General features: G+C 41.8%; 17 protein-coding genes. 8 read left to right on the top strand and 9 right to left on the bottom strand.

Annotated elements, in window-relative coordinates:
- Positions 1–4: 4 nt before the first annotated feature.
- The 3 genes from J7I80_RS13565 to J7I80_RS13555 form a co-directional block, all read right to left on the bottom strand.
- Positions 5–700, bottom strand: coding sequence for a response regulator transcription factor (locus J7I80_RS13565; RefSeq protein WP_353050109.1), 696 nt, complete (start codon positions 698–700; stop codon positions 5–7).
- Positions 701–763: 63 nt separating this feature from the next.
- Positions 764–1,477, bottom strand: coding sequence for a cytochrome c biogenesis CcdA family protein (locus J7I80_RS13560; RefSeq protein WP_214738878.1), 714 nt, complete (start codon positions 1,475–1,477; stop codon positions 764–766).
- A gap of 280 nt (positions 1,478–1,757) precedes the next feature.
- The gene (locus J7I80_RS13555; RefSeq protein WP_214738877.1) at positions 1,758–1,943 is read right to left on the bottom strand and encodes a hypothetical protein; all 186 of its coding nucleotides are present in this window, start codon (positions 1,941–1,943) and stop codon (positions 1,758–1,760) included.
- Between the two features lie 42 nt (positions 1,944–1,985).
- On the opposite strand from J7I80_RS13555, the gene J7I80_RS13550 reads away from it, so the two are divergent.
- Complete coding sequence (locus J7I80_RS13550; protein ID WP_214738876.1) at positions 1,986–2,888, top strand: LysR family transcriptional regulator; 903 nt, start codon at positions 1,986–1,988, stop codon at positions 2,886–2,888.
- 77 nt (positions 2,889–2,965) lie between these two features.
- On the opposite strand, the gene J7I80_RS13545 is transcribed toward J7I80_RS13550, so the two are convergent.
- The 6 genes from J7I80_RS13545 to J7I80_RS23530 all read right to left on the bottom strand — a co-directional run bounded on the left by J7I80_RS13545 (position 2,966) and on the right by J7I80_RS23530 (position 7,965).
- On the bottom strand, positions 2,966–4,552 hold the full coding sequence (locus tag J7I80_RS13545; protein ID WP_214738875.1) for a beta-propeller fold lactonase family protein: 1,587 nt from the start codon (positions 4,550–4,552) through the stop codon (positions 2,966–2,968).
- Between the two features lie 27 nt (positions 4,553–4,579).
- On the bottom strand, positions 4,580–5,191 hold the full coding sequence (locus J7I80_RS13540) for a 4Fe-4S binding protein (protein WP_214738874.1): 612 nt from the start codon (positions 5,189–5,191) through the stop codon (positions 4,580–4,582).
- Between the two features lie 16 nt (positions 5,192–5,207).
- Positions 5,208–5,603, bottom strand: coding sequence for a c-type cytochrome (locus tag J7I80_RS13535; protein ID WP_214738873.1), 396 nt, complete (start codon positions 5,601–5,603; stop codon positions 5,208–5,210).
- Between the two features lie 85 nt (positions 5,604–5,688).
- Positions 5,689–6,231 (bottom strand): cbb3-type cytochrome c oxidase subunit II, encoded by a 543-nt coding sequence (locus J7I80_RS13530; protein WP_214738872.1) that lies wholly within the window; start codon positions 6,229–6,231, stop codon positions 5,689–5,691.
- A gap of 15 nt (positions 6,232–6,246) precedes the next feature.
- Entirely contained in the window at positions 6,247–7,620 is a 1,374-nt protein-coding gene (locus J7I80_RS13525; RefSeq protein WP_214738871.1) for a cbb3-type cytochrome c oxidase subunit I, read from the bottom strand.
- A 222-nt stretch (positions 7,621–7,842) separates the two neighbouring features.
- Positions 7,843–7,965, bottom strand: coding sequence for a hypothetical protein (locus J7I80_RS23530; protein WP_269745711.1), 123 nt, complete (start codon positions 7,963–7,965; stop codon positions 7,843–7,845).
- Positions 7,966–8,109: 144 nt separating this feature from the next.
- Here J7I80_RS23530 and J7I80_RS23525 point away from each other — a divergent pair, with 144 nt between their 5' ends.
- From J7I80_RS23525 to J7I80_RS13495, 7 genes are all read left to right on the top strand, one after another.
- Positions 8,110–8,244: a hypothetical protein gene (locus J7I80_RS23525; RefSeq protein WP_285289147.1), complete on the top strand. Its 135-nt coding sequence runs from the start codon at positions 8,110–8,112 to the stop codon at positions 8,242–8,244.
- A gap of 488 nt (positions 8,245–8,732) precedes the next feature.
- The gene (locus J7I80_RS13520) at positions 8,733–9,212 is read left to right on the top strand and encodes a DsrE/DsrF/DrsH-like family protein (protein ID WP_144478679.1); all 480 of its coding nucleotides are present in this window, start codon (positions 8,733–8,735) and stop codon (positions 9,210–9,212) included.
- Between the two features lie 27 nt (positions 9,213–9,239).
- Entirely contained in the window at positions 9,240–9,818 is a 579-nt protein-coding gene (locus J7I80_RS13515) for a sulfurtransferase TusA family protein (protein WP_214738870.1), read from the top strand.
- 44 nt (positions 9,819–9,862) lie between these two features.
- Positions 9,863–10,984, top strand: a complete 1,122-nt coding sequence (locus J7I80_RS13510; protein ID WP_214738869.1) for an MBL fold metallo-hydrolase — start codon at positions 9,863–9,865, stop codon at positions 10,982–10,984.
- Positions 10,985–11,059: 75 nt separating this feature from the next.
- Positions 11,060–11,287 carry a sulfurtransferase TusA family protein gene (locus J7I80_RS13505; RefSeq protein ID WP_144478685.1) on the top strand — a complete coding sequence of 76 codons (228 nt, stop codon included), beginning with the start codon at positions 11,060–11,062 and terminating at the stop codon, positions 11,285–11,287.
- A gap of 106 nt (positions 11,288–11,393) precedes the next feature.
- The gene (locus J7I80_RS13500; protein WP_214738868.1) at positions 11,394–12,170 is read left to right on the top strand and encodes a sulfite exporter TauE/SafE family protein; all 777 of its coding nucleotides are present in this window, start codon (positions 11,394–11,396) and stop codon (positions 12,168–12,170) included.
- A gap of 1,091 nt (positions 12,171–13,261) precedes the next feature.
- Complete coding sequence (locus J7I80_RS13495; RefSeq protein WP_214738867.1) at positions 13,262–15,091, top strand: M6 family metalloprotease domain-containing protein; 1,830 nt, start codon at positions 13,262–13,264, stop codon at positions 15,089–15,091.
- Positions 15,092–15,146: the final 55 nt, after the last annotated feature.

Here is a 15,146-nt window from a genome sequence, read left to right as displayed (position 1 = left end):
GCTTTTAATTCGCCGCAAATTTATACCCCATTCCTCTTACAGTCTGAATATAATCCTTCGGCGTCTTTTCTTTTATTTTTTCACGAAGATTTTTTATATGGACGTCAATGGTCCGCTCAGTAACGGCTTTTTCGTTGTTTTCATAAATGGTATCGAGTATTTGTGTCCTCGAAAGGATTTGACCAGGATGCTGCATGAACATATGAAGAAGCCTGAATTCAAAATTGGTCAACTCGAGCGGTTCGCCATCGACCAGTGCCTGCCCTTTAGCCGGTTTAATGGTTAGTCCTGTAAAAGTCAGCTTCCCGCATCTGCTTGCCGTCCTTCTTAGCACCGCTTCAATCCTGACCATCAACTCCGCTGGACTGAATGGTTTTACGACATAATCATCGGCGCCAAGCTTGAAGCCTTCGATCCTGCTCTTTTCAGAAGCTTTCGCGGTCAGCATGATGACAGGCATCATGCTTTCCAGGTCATTCCGCAGCCAGCGGCAAATTTCCTCACCGTTTTTGCCAGGGAGCATAAGGTCAAGGATGAGGATGCACGGATCATATTTTTCAATCATTTCCTGTGCAGCAATCCCATTGTCCGCTTCAAGGACCTCATAGCCTTCATTTGATAAATAAATCTTTACAAGTGTACGGATTTTCGGATCATCTTCGACAACCAGTACACTTTTTCCAATCAGTTCTTTCTTCACTGCATAGGTCACTCCTTAATACTGCTTTACATCAACTTATTAAAAAGCATTAAAGCAGGATTCTTAAACTCCGAATAAGCTGTATGCAGACAGCCAGGCACTGATTTTCTGCATTTGCCCGGAAAGGACAAGGAAGCCCATTCCTACCATAATCATACCATTCACAAATGCAAGCTTAGAAAGATATTTGTTGATCTTCTTGATTGCCCTTAATGAATAAGAAATGACAAAAGAGATGATAAGGAAAGGGACTGCCATCCCAAGAGAATAAGAAGTCAGCAGGTACATTCCCTGGTATAAAGTATCAGAAGAGCTCGCCAATAAAAGGATGGAGGAGAGTGCGAGTCCGACACAAGGTGACCATCCGCTGGCAAACGCCATTCCTAGAAACACTGAACTGAATGCACCTTTTGGTTTAGCATCAGATTGGACCTTTTTTTCCATCATCAGGAACTTGATATTCAGCAAGCCGGCCATCTGCAAACCGAAAATGATGATCAGCAATCCTGCGATTTGCATGACGATTGTCCGGTAATTTGCGAAAACCTGTCCAAGGAAAGATGCCGAGGCACCCATGACGATAAAAATCAAACTAAAACCTACGATAAAACCAAATGAACGGGTAAATAGTGTTGCGCGATCGACTGCAACTTTGGATCCCTCAATCTTTCCGCCAGTCAAATGTGTTATGTAAGCGGGGAGCAGGGGGAATACGCATGGTGAGAAGAATGATAAAATTCCAGCAGTAAAAGCAAAAAATAAACCGATTTCCGTCATTAAATATTTCACTCCTTTTCTGTTATCTATATTGTGATGTCTTTGTTAAGGATTAATTAAGAGTATTTAAAAATATACCCCTGATGGTATGAACTGTTTTTATTGTATAATTACTGTAGATAAGTTTCAAATTTATTCTCTTATTTTTGCCGGCACGGTTTTTCATTCTTTTGATTGCTAGTATACTGCTTCAAAGAACAAAATAAAACCTAGGAGTTCTCCTAGGTTTTACTCAACAATATTTCTCTCACAACTTAAACCCTGTGTGGTATAATGCCAATTAATGATTTAAATTTCTTCTGATACCGAAATAAGTGAACAGGGAAACAGTGGTTAAAATGGCCAATGAAGCAATTTCGAATTTAACGTCGCGATATGTGACGGAATTATCCTTGGTAAAGTACATTAAGCCGAAGATAAAAACAGATAATACAATAACCGTAATGATGATATCTACTTTTTTCATTTTATTCCCTCCAATTCTATAGTATAAAGGGGTGCGATCATATTGAATCTGGAACATTTAAAGACTTTTATTGCTGCTGCGAAATATGAGAGCTTCTCCCAGGCAGGGAAGATGCTTAATCTTTCCCAACCAGCCGTCAGCCATCAAATCAGCCAGTTAGAGGCTTATTACAATAAACAGTTATTTATTAGGGCCAATCGTAAAATCAAATTATCAGAGGCTGGCAAAACATTGTATGAACATGGCCAGCAGTTGATTGCATTGAATGAGAAACTGGAAAATATCCTTGCAGAAGGAGATTCAAGTCAAACAATTAAGATTGGCTGCAGCAATACGATCGGCGAATGCCTGATTTCAAAAATGGTACAGGATTTCATCAAGCTGAATCCTGATATTAAAAGCAATCAAATCCAAATCACAATCGGAACATCTGTCCACATTACAGATTTGCTGTATGCTTCTGATATTGACCTTGCGCTTGTCGAGGGACAGGCTGGCCGATATGACTTCATTTCTCATGAGTTCTATGATGACCTGCTCGTTCTGGGTGTTTCTCCACAGCTTAGGGTAGACCCGGAAGCCCAGGACCCTGCCAAGCTCGAAGAAATGACCTGGCTGATTAGAGAGCCAGGCTGTGCGATGAGACAGGCAACCCTGGATCTATGGAATGGGTTGAATATCAAACCGAAATCCGTCCTTGTGTATAATAGCAACACGCTCATCAAAGAAGGTGTGAAAAATGGACTTGGTGTGGCTGTCTTTTCCAAGCTGGCGATCTGCCCCGAGGTCAAAACAAGACAGCTTATGGTCAGTTCTTTCAAAGACAGGGATCGTTTCCGCCCATTTTACCTATTAAGGAAGGATAAACAGTTCAAATCGAACCTTCATAAGAGACTATGGGACTATATAAAAGAATTAGATGAAAATCCTAATGCTCCCTGTTAAGAAGCATTAGGATTTTTCTTTTGTGCATCAACAGCGTATAGGTTGGTTCTAGCCAAATGTGCTCGAGCTAGTTGTTCTTATTCTTTATCTTTGTTTTGTTCAGCCAATTCCATTTCGAGTTCCGTTTGGATTGAAAGGGACTTATGCTCGTCAGAAGCCAGGTAATCGATGATTTGCTGACGCTCTTCATCGGTCATTTTCGCTCCGTTTCCTTTCATGCGGTCAACAACTGATGTCCACGCCTCAGCACCTTTACTGTTGTTCCTCATGATACGGCCGATATCATGGCAAGTCAGGCAAGTGCCCAGGAATGCTTCTTCATTAATATTCCTTGCATCCGGGAATACAAGAGTGGATGCTTTTTTGATCTTGTTTGCTTCTTCCTCATTGCCTTTTTGGTTTGCGAGGAGTTGCTCTTTAGGAACATTTGTCTTAATAGCGATTCCATTCGGATTCAAACCTACAGGAATGGTCTGTCGGAAATCCTTTTTCTTAGTTAGATCGATCTTAGTAAGGGTTTTATCTCCCCAGTTAGAACCGAACATCATGCTGCCATCCGGGCTCCAAGTCAGCCAGTGGATATTCTGGACGCCCCAGATTTTCCTTACGATCTTATAGTTGTCTTCCGGATCCAGCACTGTCAGATACCCTGCACCATTTTGGGAAGTGTACCAGTATCCATCTGGACCAAGATATGGGATATTTGTTCCCGGACCTGTTTTGATGGTTTTAATGAACTTTAATTTATCTGCATCAATGATGGAAATGGATCCATCATTACGGTTCCCTGAAACCAAATCATAAGTATCGCCCATGAAACTTACGTTGACTGGCTTAGGAATATCTCCGATTTTCTTTAAAAGCTTCTCAGATTCAGCGTCATAGATCGCCACTTCATTGTCAGCAGTATTGGATACTGCCACAAGCTTGCCATCGTTTGACATATCCAGACCGGAACCTGTTCCCTTTCCGTAGTCTGTTTCCGTTCTTTCAAGGTATCTCATGTCACCTGTTTCGATGTCGATGACTGTAATGAAAGATTCAGCCTGCAAGCTGACAAACAGCTTTTTGCCGTCAGGAGTGACATTCAGATCCCTTGGTTTTTTACCAACATCTTTGAAGACTTTTACAAGTTCAGCTTTTTCAGCATCGATCATTCCAACCGCTCCTACACCATTCAAGGAGGTAAAAGCGTATTTTCCATCTCTCGAGAATGTCATATGCTGTGGTGCAGGATCGCTGTCAAAGCCCGGAAAATCGATGTCATGTGCCTCGAGTGTCTCCATGTTGATGGCTAACACGCTTGTTCCGTAACGCTGTGTTGCAAAAGCCCATGACTGGTCTTTGTTCAGGTGGACATGGTGGGGTGTACCAGAGCTTTGAAAGTATTTTACGGGATTGCCAGTTTTAATATCAGCGATGGCAATACCGTTACTAACTTCGTTTGCTGACAAGATCCAGCCTTCGCCGTCCCAGTCCTTATTGGTATCCGCGTTTCCGTTCGGCTGGTCTTTCCACCAGTTAGATGAATAGTCTTCATGGATTGGTGGAAGATCCTTCTTGTTTACATCATCAAGAGATGTATCTTTTACTGCGGCTTCAGAGCAGGCAGTAAGAGAAATTGAAAGTAGTGCGAATGCTGACAGTTTCAAGATTTTATTCATTTATGTTTTCACCTCGCTTTGTTTTTCTTAGAACCATCCAACAAGCAGGACTAGTACTAGGGCAGTCGTTGTACCCCATGTAATCCATACTCCTGGATGTGTAAGCCATTGAGTTTTATCATCCACACGTGAGATGCCCTGGGCAAGTCCGTATGGGCAAACCTTACAGAAAGAGTTCCTTGCCTTGTACGATAAAGCTGTATATAGCACAGCAGTTGAAGTGACAAGGAAGAAGTATTTATTCATTTTAAAGTTAACGAGTGATTCCCAAATCGTGATCGGATTGTAAAAGTAACTTACTGTCGCGTAAGCCATGAAGATGCTTACAAACAGGGCAAGCAAAAACGTTACTGCTTTGCCTTTATCACCTGATTTTGCTTCAATCTTGTTCAAAAGCATGCTGAAGGTATTGTGCGGGCATGCATACTGGCAAAACGCCCTGTACACGATTAGTGATAGTGCAAGGAAAGCCATCAGGAACAAGAATAAGAAAACGAAAAATAGATAGCCAGCTTCATAGGATAATTCGAAGCCGAATAAGAACAGTTTTTCATTGTCGATATCCATTCTGAAGCCGTTCCAGAATGGAAGAGTGAAAATAATGATAAAAAATGCCCATCTTGTTATAGTTTTACCCACGAGAATCCTCCTTTCCTTATCTGTAGTCCTCTAAGTATTCATAAACTTTGTCGATTTCTTTCTCTGTATAAAGGTGTCCGATCGCAGGCATCGTGTTACGGCCTTTTTTGATGACATTCTTGATGTCCTCTTCCGGCATTCTGTCGGTTACACCTCTCAAGTCAGGTGCTGCACCCGTAGCGTGGCAGCTCAGGCAAGTGCCCTCAAAAATAAGCTCTCCTTTATTATCCTGTGGAGCGGCAGCAGGTTCGACTGCAAGCTTTCCAGGCATGAAGATCGCATATCCGATCGCCCAAATGGCCACAACATAAAATACAGCTACCAGGAGCTTAGGCACTTTATTGTGTTCAATTTTAATATCAGAGACGATATCCGCCTCTTTGCTATCATGTTGCTGATATTCTTTTTTCATTTTTTACACCTGCCTTTAAAATGCTGTGATAGAAAATCATTACCTTAAACCACGGGGCTTAAGGTAATGGTTAGTAAAGTGAGGTTTAGTTCTTGTCATTCAATTTTGCTTCTTCGAGTTCTTTCTTGTACTCTTCCAGTCTCTCTTCTGTTGGCTTGAGGCTCATCAAGTAAGCGACAAGGTCATCAAGTTCCTGATTCGACAGATAATCGAAAGATGGCATGATTGTTCCAGGGCTAGTTGATTGGGGATCAATCAAGTGCTGGCGCTGCCAATCTTCGTTATATTTCAAACCAACCCACATCAAGTCAGGGCCTGTACGGTTAGAACCCAATAAATGGGGTAAATCATATTTGTAGTCGCCGCCTTTAGTTACGGGACCAAGGTTTTGGTTCGTATCAGCAGGCAATGCTCTTACGAATTGTGTATGGCAAGTCTGGCAGCCATTTTGTACATATATTTCTCTTCCTCTTGCTTCGGCGGAATCCTCTTGATAGTTGCGGAGCTCACCGCTCGCAGTTGCAGAGTTGATTTCCTGGTCGAAGAGGGGAAGGATGACCGTTCCGGCTACACCGAAAGTCCATAGAATTAAAGCAACGATTAATACAGCTGATGGTTTACGTTCCAACGTGTTCCCTCCTCATTAAGCACTAGCAGCTTGCTGCTGAGCTTGCTGTTTTTTCTCAAGTTTTGCAAGTTTAATAGTTTTATACATATTCCATGCAAGGAAGAACTGAGCTACATACATCATAGTTCCACCGATTGCGCGGCCTTGTACGTAAGGCTCCATCATCAATACAGTCTGCAGGAATGGAATGCCTTCGATCCATGCAAATCCCTGGACAACACCTGCGATCCACAATGAGAATGCGAATACTAAGAAACCAACAGTAGAGAACCAGAAGTGAGCTTCCATTGCTCTTTTGCTGAACATCTCGCGTCCAACGATCTTAGGCAGGATATAATAGATTGCTGCGAAAGATGTGAAAGAGAACGCACCGAATGGTCCCATATGTGCATGCCCGACAGTCCAGTGAGTAAACTTAATGACTGAACTTACAGATGGAAGGGCTTGCAATGGTCCCTGAAGACATGCGAACAGGTAAAAAATCGTACCCGCCACCGTGAAACGAAGCGGCACACTTGTTCTTGTCTGTGACCAGGATCCTTTCATTGTTCCCCAGAAGTTGGCTAGAACTGCCCAAACTGGAATCAAAAGAACGATTGAAGGAATAACCCCAGCTTTTGAGATCCAGCCTGGGATCGGTCCATTCATCAAGTGGTGAGGACCATTCCAAACATAGAATGTTGCGATTGCCCAGAAACCAATCATGGATAACTGGTGGCTGTATAACGGACGTCCAGTCAATTTAGGAAGCAGGTAGTAAATCTGTCCAACCCCGACTGTTGTCATCCAAAGACCGATTGCATTATGGCCCAGGAACCAGCCCATCAAGCCTTGCTGTACCCCACTTGGAATCCATTGTGCCGGGAAGTTTCCGACAATCCAGGTCAATGGGAGCCATAGCAATGATCCAAGGAAATACCAAAGGCTGACATATAGCATTTTTTCCTTGCGGCGTCCAACTGTCTTGAAAAGGTTATAAGCTACAAGTCCAATTGCGACAAGAAGCTGAACGTCTACCCATAATGGGAATTCACCGTATTCAATAACCTCGGTTTGGCCCAACAGCAATGCGAAGAAACCTTCCAAAATGACAATGTTATAAAATACTAGAGCGAAATTCCCCATCTTCTCGCTATAAACCTTCGTTTTAGCAAGCTTTGGAATCATGTAGAACATAGAGCCTACATATGCCATCGATAACCATGCATAGATGACAAGCATAACGTGGGCAGAACGGACGTGCCCGTAAGTGAACCAGCGATTGTTCAACAATTCTGGCCAAATTTGTTTTGTTGCAGTAAGAAGTCCCATGCTCATGCCGATGATGATCCAGAAGACAGCAGCGATGAACCAATTCTTGGAAGAACTCCATTTTTCGTCTGTAAACATTTTGACACTCCCTTGTTCATAAAATAAACACAAATATTTCACAATTTCTTCACAATCTGCTATGTTACATGATACATCCCATACAGAAATAAAGTTATTCAAGTTTTTTATAGTGTTATCTAATTGTTTTATACTTGCTGTCTAAATGGAAAAAAACCGTGTTAATTTACAATTTTGCCAAAAAAAAACAGAACGAAAAGATTTCGCTCTGTCAGAGGATTATTAATTTTGTTCTTCTTTTTTATTATTCTTTTTGCGCAGTGTATCAAGGACGAAGATAATCAGGATAGGGACTCCAATATAATAAAGAAAGTCGAAGTAAAAACCCAGGGATTCATGTTCCATTTGTTTACCTCCTAATTTAATTTGAACACATTGTAATCCCAAAGTTTTTTTTTTACAACCCCAAAATATACTCTGGACGGTTTCGAAAATTTCTGTTAGAGTAATTCGATAGTATAGGACAATTTTCAAAGAGGAGGTGCAATTATGGTACCTGGAGCTTGGCTCTTACTCATGGTTATGTTCGCATTCACTGCTTCAGCAGGGCTTGTCTGGGCCTGGAGCAAGAAAAACAGGCTTTACGATGAAAGTGTAAAATATAGAATGCTTGATGAAGACTAATCAAGCCTGGATCACACAATCTTTACAATCTGCTAATTATAAAGATTTATTTCTCCAGGCTTCCATTTTCTTATTACTATCCCACTATTACTTCTTCTAACTCAATTCACACTAATTTCTCTTATCTGACTAGCTGCTATTTCATAGCTTTTTTATTTCAGAAAACTATTTTCTTCTATATATATATTTTATCAGCTGCGTGCCTTCCGATTTCCAACATATTGTTTTAACTCTTATTCCATTCAACAATCCAAAATTGAAACATATGATGTTTATATCCGCGTCAAAGAACTGTGTTTTTAAAGTTTATGATTAATTATGATAAAAAAAGTCATAAAAAATTCATAATTACGGTTGACAAAGGTGTTGATCTTTTATAATATATACCCTGTGAGGTATTTAACAACGTAATCACGTTAGAAAAGATATTATATTTTTTTTGCAGTCATAAATACCCATTACGGTAATTAAAGAGAGGGAGATAAATAATGGGAGAACAGAAAAAAACCACAATTATTTTATTCAGTGGGGATTATGATAAAGTCATGGCTGCTTATATTATTGCTAATGGTGCCGCTGCCTATGATCATGAAGTGACAATTTTCCACACATTTTGGGGCTTGAACGCACTAAGGAAAGATGAGCCGATCCAGGCTGACAAAGGCTTCATTGAAAAGATGTTTGCCAAGATGATGCCAAGAGGCGCGAACAAATTGGGATTGTCAAAAATGAACTATGCAGGTTTCGGACCTAAAATGATCAAGGATGTAATGAAGAAGCACAATGCAATGCCGCTTCCAGACTTGATTGACATGGCAAAAGAGCAGGATGTAAAGCTTGTTGCCTGCCAAATGACAGTAGACTTATTTGGCCTTAAGCAAGAAGAAATCATGGAAGGCGTTGAGTTTGCTGGTGTAGCAGCTTACCTGGCTGATGCGGAAAACGGAAACGTCAACCTGTTCATCTAATAGATACTATTAATTGGAGGTCCACAAATGGAAACTGTTAAAACAAATGCAACAGTCGACGCAAAAGGGCTTGCATGCCCAATGCCGATTGTCAGAACCAAAAAAGCAATCAACAATTTAACACCTGGCGAGGTTTTAGAGGTGCTTGCAACGGATAAAGGTTCTAAGGCGGATATACAGGCTTGGTCTAAAAGCTCTGGCAACCAATACCTTGGAACGATTGAGGAAGGCGATGTTCTTAAACACTATATCCGCAAGGGCGGTTCTAGTGAGGAACAAGAAGAAACAAAATATCCAAACATTGTTTCAAACGATGATGTTGTCAAGAAGCTTGAAGCAAAAGAGGATGTTGTTGTCCTTGATGTAAGAGAGCCGGCTGAATATGCTTTTGGCCACATTCCAAATGCAGTTTCTATTCCATTTGGTGAACTTGAAAGCAGACTCGAAGAACTAGATAAGTCCAAAACAATCCTGGTTGTCTGCCGCACAGGCAACAGAAGTGATATGGCTTCCCAGGCACTTGCAGGCAAAGGCTTTGAGAAGGTTTGGAATGTAGTGCCAGGCATGTCTGAATGGAACGGCCCAACTGAAACAAAAGTACAATAATTTATTTTTTTGAAAAAACCATACCCAGGGAGGTAAAATAGTTTATGAAAGCAATGACGTCTAAAGAGGTAACGAAAAAAGTATTCAATAAAGAACCATTTTTCATCCTTGATGTCCGCAACGAGAGCGACTTCAACGATTGGAAAATCGAAGGCGAAAACTTCGAATACCTTAACATCCCATACTTCGATCTTCTTGATGGAGTAGAAGAAATCCTTGATAAAGTACCTACTGATAAAGAAGTTCTAGTTGTATGTGCTAAAGAAGGTTCTTCAGTAATGGTCGCTGAAATGCTTGACGAAGCTGGCCGTGAAGTGTCTTATCTTCAAGGCGGTATGAAAGCATGGAGTGAACACCTTGAGCCAGTAAAGGTAGGAGATCTTAAAGATGGCGGAGCAATGTACCAGTTCGTCCGCATCGGAAAAGGCTGCCTATCTTACGCAGTTGTTTCTAACGGTGAAGCTGCATTGATCGATGCAACAAGAATGACAGATGTATACCTTGACTTCGCAAAAGAGCTTGGCGTTGAAATCAAGCATGTATTCGATACACACTTGCACGCTGACCATATTTCCGGCGGCAGAAAAATTGCTGAAGCAACAGGTGCAGCATACTGGCTGCCTCCAAAAGACGCTGATGAAGTAACATTCAACTACCAGCCTCTTGAAGATGGAAATAATGTGAAAATCGGTGAAACAAACATCGACATCAATGCACTATACACACCAGGACACACAATCGGATCCACTTCTTTTGTGGTAGACGAAAAATATCTTCTTTCTGGGGATATACTATTCATTGACTCAATTGGACGTCCGGACCTTGCTGGTAAAGCTGAAGACTGGGTAGCAGATCTAAGAAACTCACTATACACTCGCTACAAGCAGCTTTCTGATGAGCTTGTCGTACTGCCTGCGCACTTCATGATCATTGAAGAGCTGAACGAAGATGGCAGCGTATCTGAAAAGCTAGGTACTCTTTTCGCTAAGAACCATGGTTTGAATATCGAAGACGAGGCTGAATTCAGAAGACTTGTAACTGAGAACCTGCCGCCACAGCCAAATGCATACCAGGAAATTCGTGAAACAAACATGGGCAAAATCAACCCAGACGATGAGAAGCAGAGAGAAATGGAAATTGGACCAAACCGCTGTGCGGTAAGATAAATCTGGTTAGGGGGCTTTGCTCCCTGATCGCTATTGAAAAATACAACTTTTTATACAACCAAGGAGGATTTTAACATGAACGTAGCAAAAGTATTAGACGCAAAGGGACTAGCTTGTCCAATGCCAATCGTAAAAACTAAGAAGGCTATCACTGACCTTCAATCTGGAGATGTACTAGAAATCCATACAACTGATAAAGGCGCTGTAAAAGATCTAGCAGCCTGGGCACAATCCACTGGAAACGAACTTCTGAAGCACGAAGAAGAAAACGGTGTGTTCAAGTTCTGGATGAAGAAGGCGTAATTGAACGAAAGGGGGGCTCGTCTCCCTTTTCTTTTTCGTTTTTTGAATGAGGAATGCTTCGAGGCATTCTTGTGGAAGCAGTTATGTACAAAAAGGAGGAAGCCAGATGGATTTCACGTATCTTATTGTCATCTTTCTAATTGGTTTTATCGGTTCTTATATTTCCGGGATGGTTGGAATCGGCGGTTCAATCATTAAATACCCAATGCTATTATACATTCCGCCATTGTTCGGCATTGCCGCATTCAGCGCGCACGAAGTTTCAGGGATCAGTGCGGTCCAGGTTTTCTTCGCGACAATCGGCGGTGTGTGGGCTTACCGTAAGGGTGGATACTTAAATAAAACATTGATCATTTATATGGGTTCCGCGATCCTGGTCGGTTCTTTGATCGGAAGCTACGGTTCCCGCTTCATGTCTGAAGGCGGCATCAACCTTGTATACGGCATTCTTGCATTGATTGCTGCTGTTATGATGTTTGTTCCGAAAAAGGGCGTAGATGACATTCCGTTAGACCAGGTTACTTTCAATAAATGGCTGGCAGCACTCTTCGCATTTATCGTAGGGATTGGAGCGGGTATTGTAGGAGCAGCTGGGGCATTCTTGCTGGTGCCAATCATGCTGGTCGTGTTGAAGATTCCTACTCGAATGACAATTGCAACATCACTTGCCATTACGTTCATTTCTTCCATTGGATCGACAGTCGGTAAGCTTGCCACTGGCCAGGTGGAATTTTGGCCGGCATTGATCATGGTAGTTGCCAGTCTAATCGCATCGCCATTGGGTGCAAATGCTGGTAAGAAAGTTAATACTAAAATTCTTCAGTATATCCTCGCATTCTTGATCTTAGGTACTGCAATCAAGATTTGGATGGATATCCTGTAAGGATTTATTTAAACAAGACTTCGCTTCTGTGGAGTCTTGTTTTTTTTGATTCAAGAAAGCAACGTTATGATGACAGGTTTCTTGTGCAGAGCCCCAAAACTGTCAAGAAAGCGAGGTTATTATGACAGGTTTGAGGGGGTAGAGCTCAAAGCTGTCAAGAAAACACGATTATTGTGACAGGTTTGAGGGTGTGGAGACCAAAGCTGTCAAGAAAACATTGTTATTTTGACAGGTTTCAGGGTGTGGAGCCCGAAGTTGTCAAGAAAACGCCGTTATTATGACAAGTTTCAGGGTGTAGAGCTCAAAGCTGTCAAGAAAACGCGATTATTGTGACAGGTTTGAGGGATTAGAGCCCGAAGCTGTCAAGAAAACATTGTTATTATGACAGGTTTCAGGCCGTGGAGCCCAAAGTTGTCAAGAAAACGCCGTTATTATGACAAGTTTCAGGGTGTAGAGCTCAAAGCTGTCAAGAAAACGCGATTATTGTGACAGGTTTGAGGGGTTAGAGCTCAAAGCTGTCAAGAAAACATTGTTATTATGACAGGTTTGAGGGGTTAGAGCTCAAAGCTGTCAAGAAAACATTGTTATTATGACAGGTTTCAGGCCGTGGAGCCCAAAGTTGTCAAGAAAACGCCGTTATTATGACAAGTTTCAGGGTGTAGAGCTCAAAGCTGTCAAGAAAACACGATTATTATGACAGGTTTGAGGGGTTAGAGCTCAAAGCTGTCAAGAAAACGCGATTATTGTGACAGGTTTGAGGGGTTAGAGCCCAAAGTTGTCAAGAAAACACGATTATTGTGACAGGTTTGGAGGAAAAGCAAGAAAAGTTGTCAGAACCGAATGCAACTTTTGCCTAAGATTAAGAGAAGGACAGTAAAAGCCCAAAGAACACCTTCAATCGAGTTTGTTAGTAATAACTATTATTGTTTGGTTTATTATGGCAATATAGTTAATTTTTATTAAAAGTATTAAAAGTTAAGTCTTTCGACTCACGAAAAAAACTATCAAACCATACTTTCTCCCTATTTAGAATATACTGAATCTTTTATATTATTTAGGAAATAGAAATATTCTAATAGGGAGTGGATCATGTGTTAAAAGTCCTTTCAACTTCAGCGCTTTCTCTTGCTTTAGCAGGGAGCGCAGTGTTTGCGGGAATCAGCCCAGCAGATTCAGCAGTAAAACCACAGAGTAAATATGAACTAAGCCTTGCTCACCATGTAGGTGCAGCTCCGGAGCTAGTTGATAGAGCAAAGGAATTAGGAATCGATATTTCTAAGGTCGATCCTGCTGAAAAGGCTGCACAAAATGGAGCTAAATTCCAGCAGCCTGGCGATAATCATGTAGCTTATAAAGAGGCAACTGGTGATATTCCGGTACTCGTTATTCTAGCTAAGTACAAAGATGGAGACGAGCCAATCGGTGACATGCCTGGTCAGGTTCCAGCGAAATATTATGAGGATTTAGTTTTTGGTGATGAATATAATCCATATGAGCTGCCACAATTCCAAAAGTATGATGGCCCAGATGTTCCAAAGGACCGCACAATGCAAAACGCCTATAAGGAATCAAGTTACGGAAAAACGAACTTGGTCCGCCATGAGAACACAGAATTTGTGTGGGTTGAGCTTCCGAAAGGTGCCTCTTACTACCTTGACCAGGAAGGCACTTATGCTGAAGGCGGAGTCTACAAGCTTGGTAACGTAAATGGTGATGCCCATACAGGTGAGTTCATCCGTGACCTGTTAAAAGCAGCGGACGATCAAGTCGACTTTTCTAAATATGCTGATGAAAGCGGCCAAGTTCCAAACGTATTCGTCGTTCACGAAGGAACAGGTGCTGAATATAGCCGTGACCCAGCACAGTTCTGGTCACACAAGTGGAGCTTGCTAAGTGCCCTTTACTATGGAAAATACTATGAAACTGGCAAGCCAGCGGATGTTCATGCAGGCATGAGCCAATCTGAATGGATTGCAAAAACAGAAACAGAAGACATGACATATGACGGCGTAATTGTAAATAACTACAACATCCAGCCGGGTATCGGCGGTAACGTAGCTGGTTTTGATACAGCTACAAACACTTATAAAGAAGAAGCAAAAACTGGTCCATTCCCAGTACAGACTGGCGTTTATGCGCACGAGTTTGGACATGCACTTGGACTTCCTGATTTCTATGACACTGTTTACTCATCTGAAGGTGTAGGTAACTACTCAATGATGGCTGGCGGATCTTGGATGCGCTATCCTAATAAGGCTGAGTACGGCGGAAACTCTCCAACTCACTTCGATCCGTTCTCAAAGGTTTTCTTAGGATGGGCTGAACCAATCGAAGTAACACCAGAAAGTGGAGTACAAACAATCACTTTGCCGGCTGCAAACAAGGCGAAAGCTGATAACGGAATCGTTAAAATGGAAGTTCCAGGATCAAACGGAACTGAATACTTCCTGTTCGAAAATATGCAGCAGGATGGCTTTAACAAGGGTATGGTTCGCCAAGGTGAAAACGCTCATGGTTTAGTTGCATGGCATGTCGATGAAAATGTCATCAATCTTTACCAGACAGCTGGCTTCCGTCCAAACAACGTTGAAAACTGGATGAACAAGCGCTTCCAGTTCAACCAGTCACAGACTGCAAGCAATGGCGATGTTGTCACACATTATGGTCTATCTGTCCTTCAGGCAGACGGCAATTATGACCTTGAAAGAAACCTTAATCGCGGTGACGCTAGTGACTTCTTCAAGACTGGCAGCAAAATCACTCCAGTAAGCGGCAACGTTCACACTGGTTCGTACTACTTCTGGAAAGGTTTTAGCGATACACCTGCTGATTCTGGTATCCATGTAACGGATATTAAAGAAAACAAAGATGGATCAATCACAGCTAAGTTTTTCTACAACTTCAATTCTAGTGTAAAATAAATAACGCTGAAAAAACCTGAGCAGGTTCGTTCCTGTTCAGGTTTTTTTATATTTC

This window comes from Bacillus sp. ISL-41 (assembly GCF_018613235.1).
Taxonomy (GTDB): Bacteria; Bacillota; Bacilli; order Bacillales; family Cytobacillaceae; genus Mesobacillus.
Note: the sequence above shows the minus strand (reverse complement) of the source record. Positions and strands in the feature narration are given on the sequence as shown.

Excerpts from the sequence above, each read along its gene's own strand:
- J7I80_RS13520 (WP_144478679.1), top strand. The coding sequence starts at position 8,733 with ATGGGAGAACAGAAAAAAACCACAATTATTTTATTCAGTGGGGATTAT.
- J7I80_RS13525 (WP_214738871.1), bottom strand. The coding sequence starts at position 7,620 with ATGTTTACAGACGAAAAATGGAGTTCTTCCAAGAATTGGTTCATCGCT.
- J7I80_RS13500 (WP_214738868.1), top strand. The coding sequence starts at position 11,394 with ATGGATTTCACGTATCTTATTGTCATCTTTCTAATTGGTTTTATCGGT.
- J7I80_RS13555 (WP_214738877.1), bottom strand. The coding sequence starts at position 1,943 with ATGAAAAAAGTAGATATCATCATTACGGTTATTGTATTATCTGTTTTT.
- J7I80_RS23525 (WP_285289147.1), top strand. The coding sequence starts at position 8,110 with ATGGTACCTGGAGCTTGGCTCTTACTCATGGTTATGTTCGCATTCACT.
- J7I80_RS13505 (WP_144478685.1), top strand. The coding sequence starts at position 11,060 with ATGAACGTAGCAAAAGTATTAGACGCAAAGGGACTAGCTTGTCCAATG.
- J7I80_RS13510 (WP_214738869.1), top strand. The coding sequence starts at position 9,863 with ATGAAAGCAATGACGTCTAAAGAGGTAACGAAAAAAGTATTCAATAAA.
- J7I80_RS13515 (WP_214738870.1), top strand. The coding sequence starts at position 9,240 with ATGGAAACTGTTAAAACAAATGCAACAGTCGACGCAAAAGGGCTTGCA.
- J7I80_RS23530 (WP_269745711.1), bottom strand. The coding sequence starts at position 7,965 with ATGGAACATGAATCCCTGGGTTTTTACTTCGACTTTCTTTATTATATT.
- J7I80_RS13535 (WP_214738873.1), bottom strand. The coding sequence starts at position 5,603 with ATGAAAAAAGAATATCAGCAACATGATAGCAAAGAGGCGGATATCGTC.
- J7I80_RS13560 (WP_214738878.1), bottom strand. The coding sequence starts at position 1,477 with ATGACGGAAATCGGTTTATTTTTTGCTTTTACTGCTGGAATTTTATCA.
- J7I80_RS13545 (WP_214738875.1), bottom strand. The coding sequence starts at position 4,552 with ATGAATAAAATCTTGAAACTGTCAGCATTCGCACTACTTTCAATTTCT.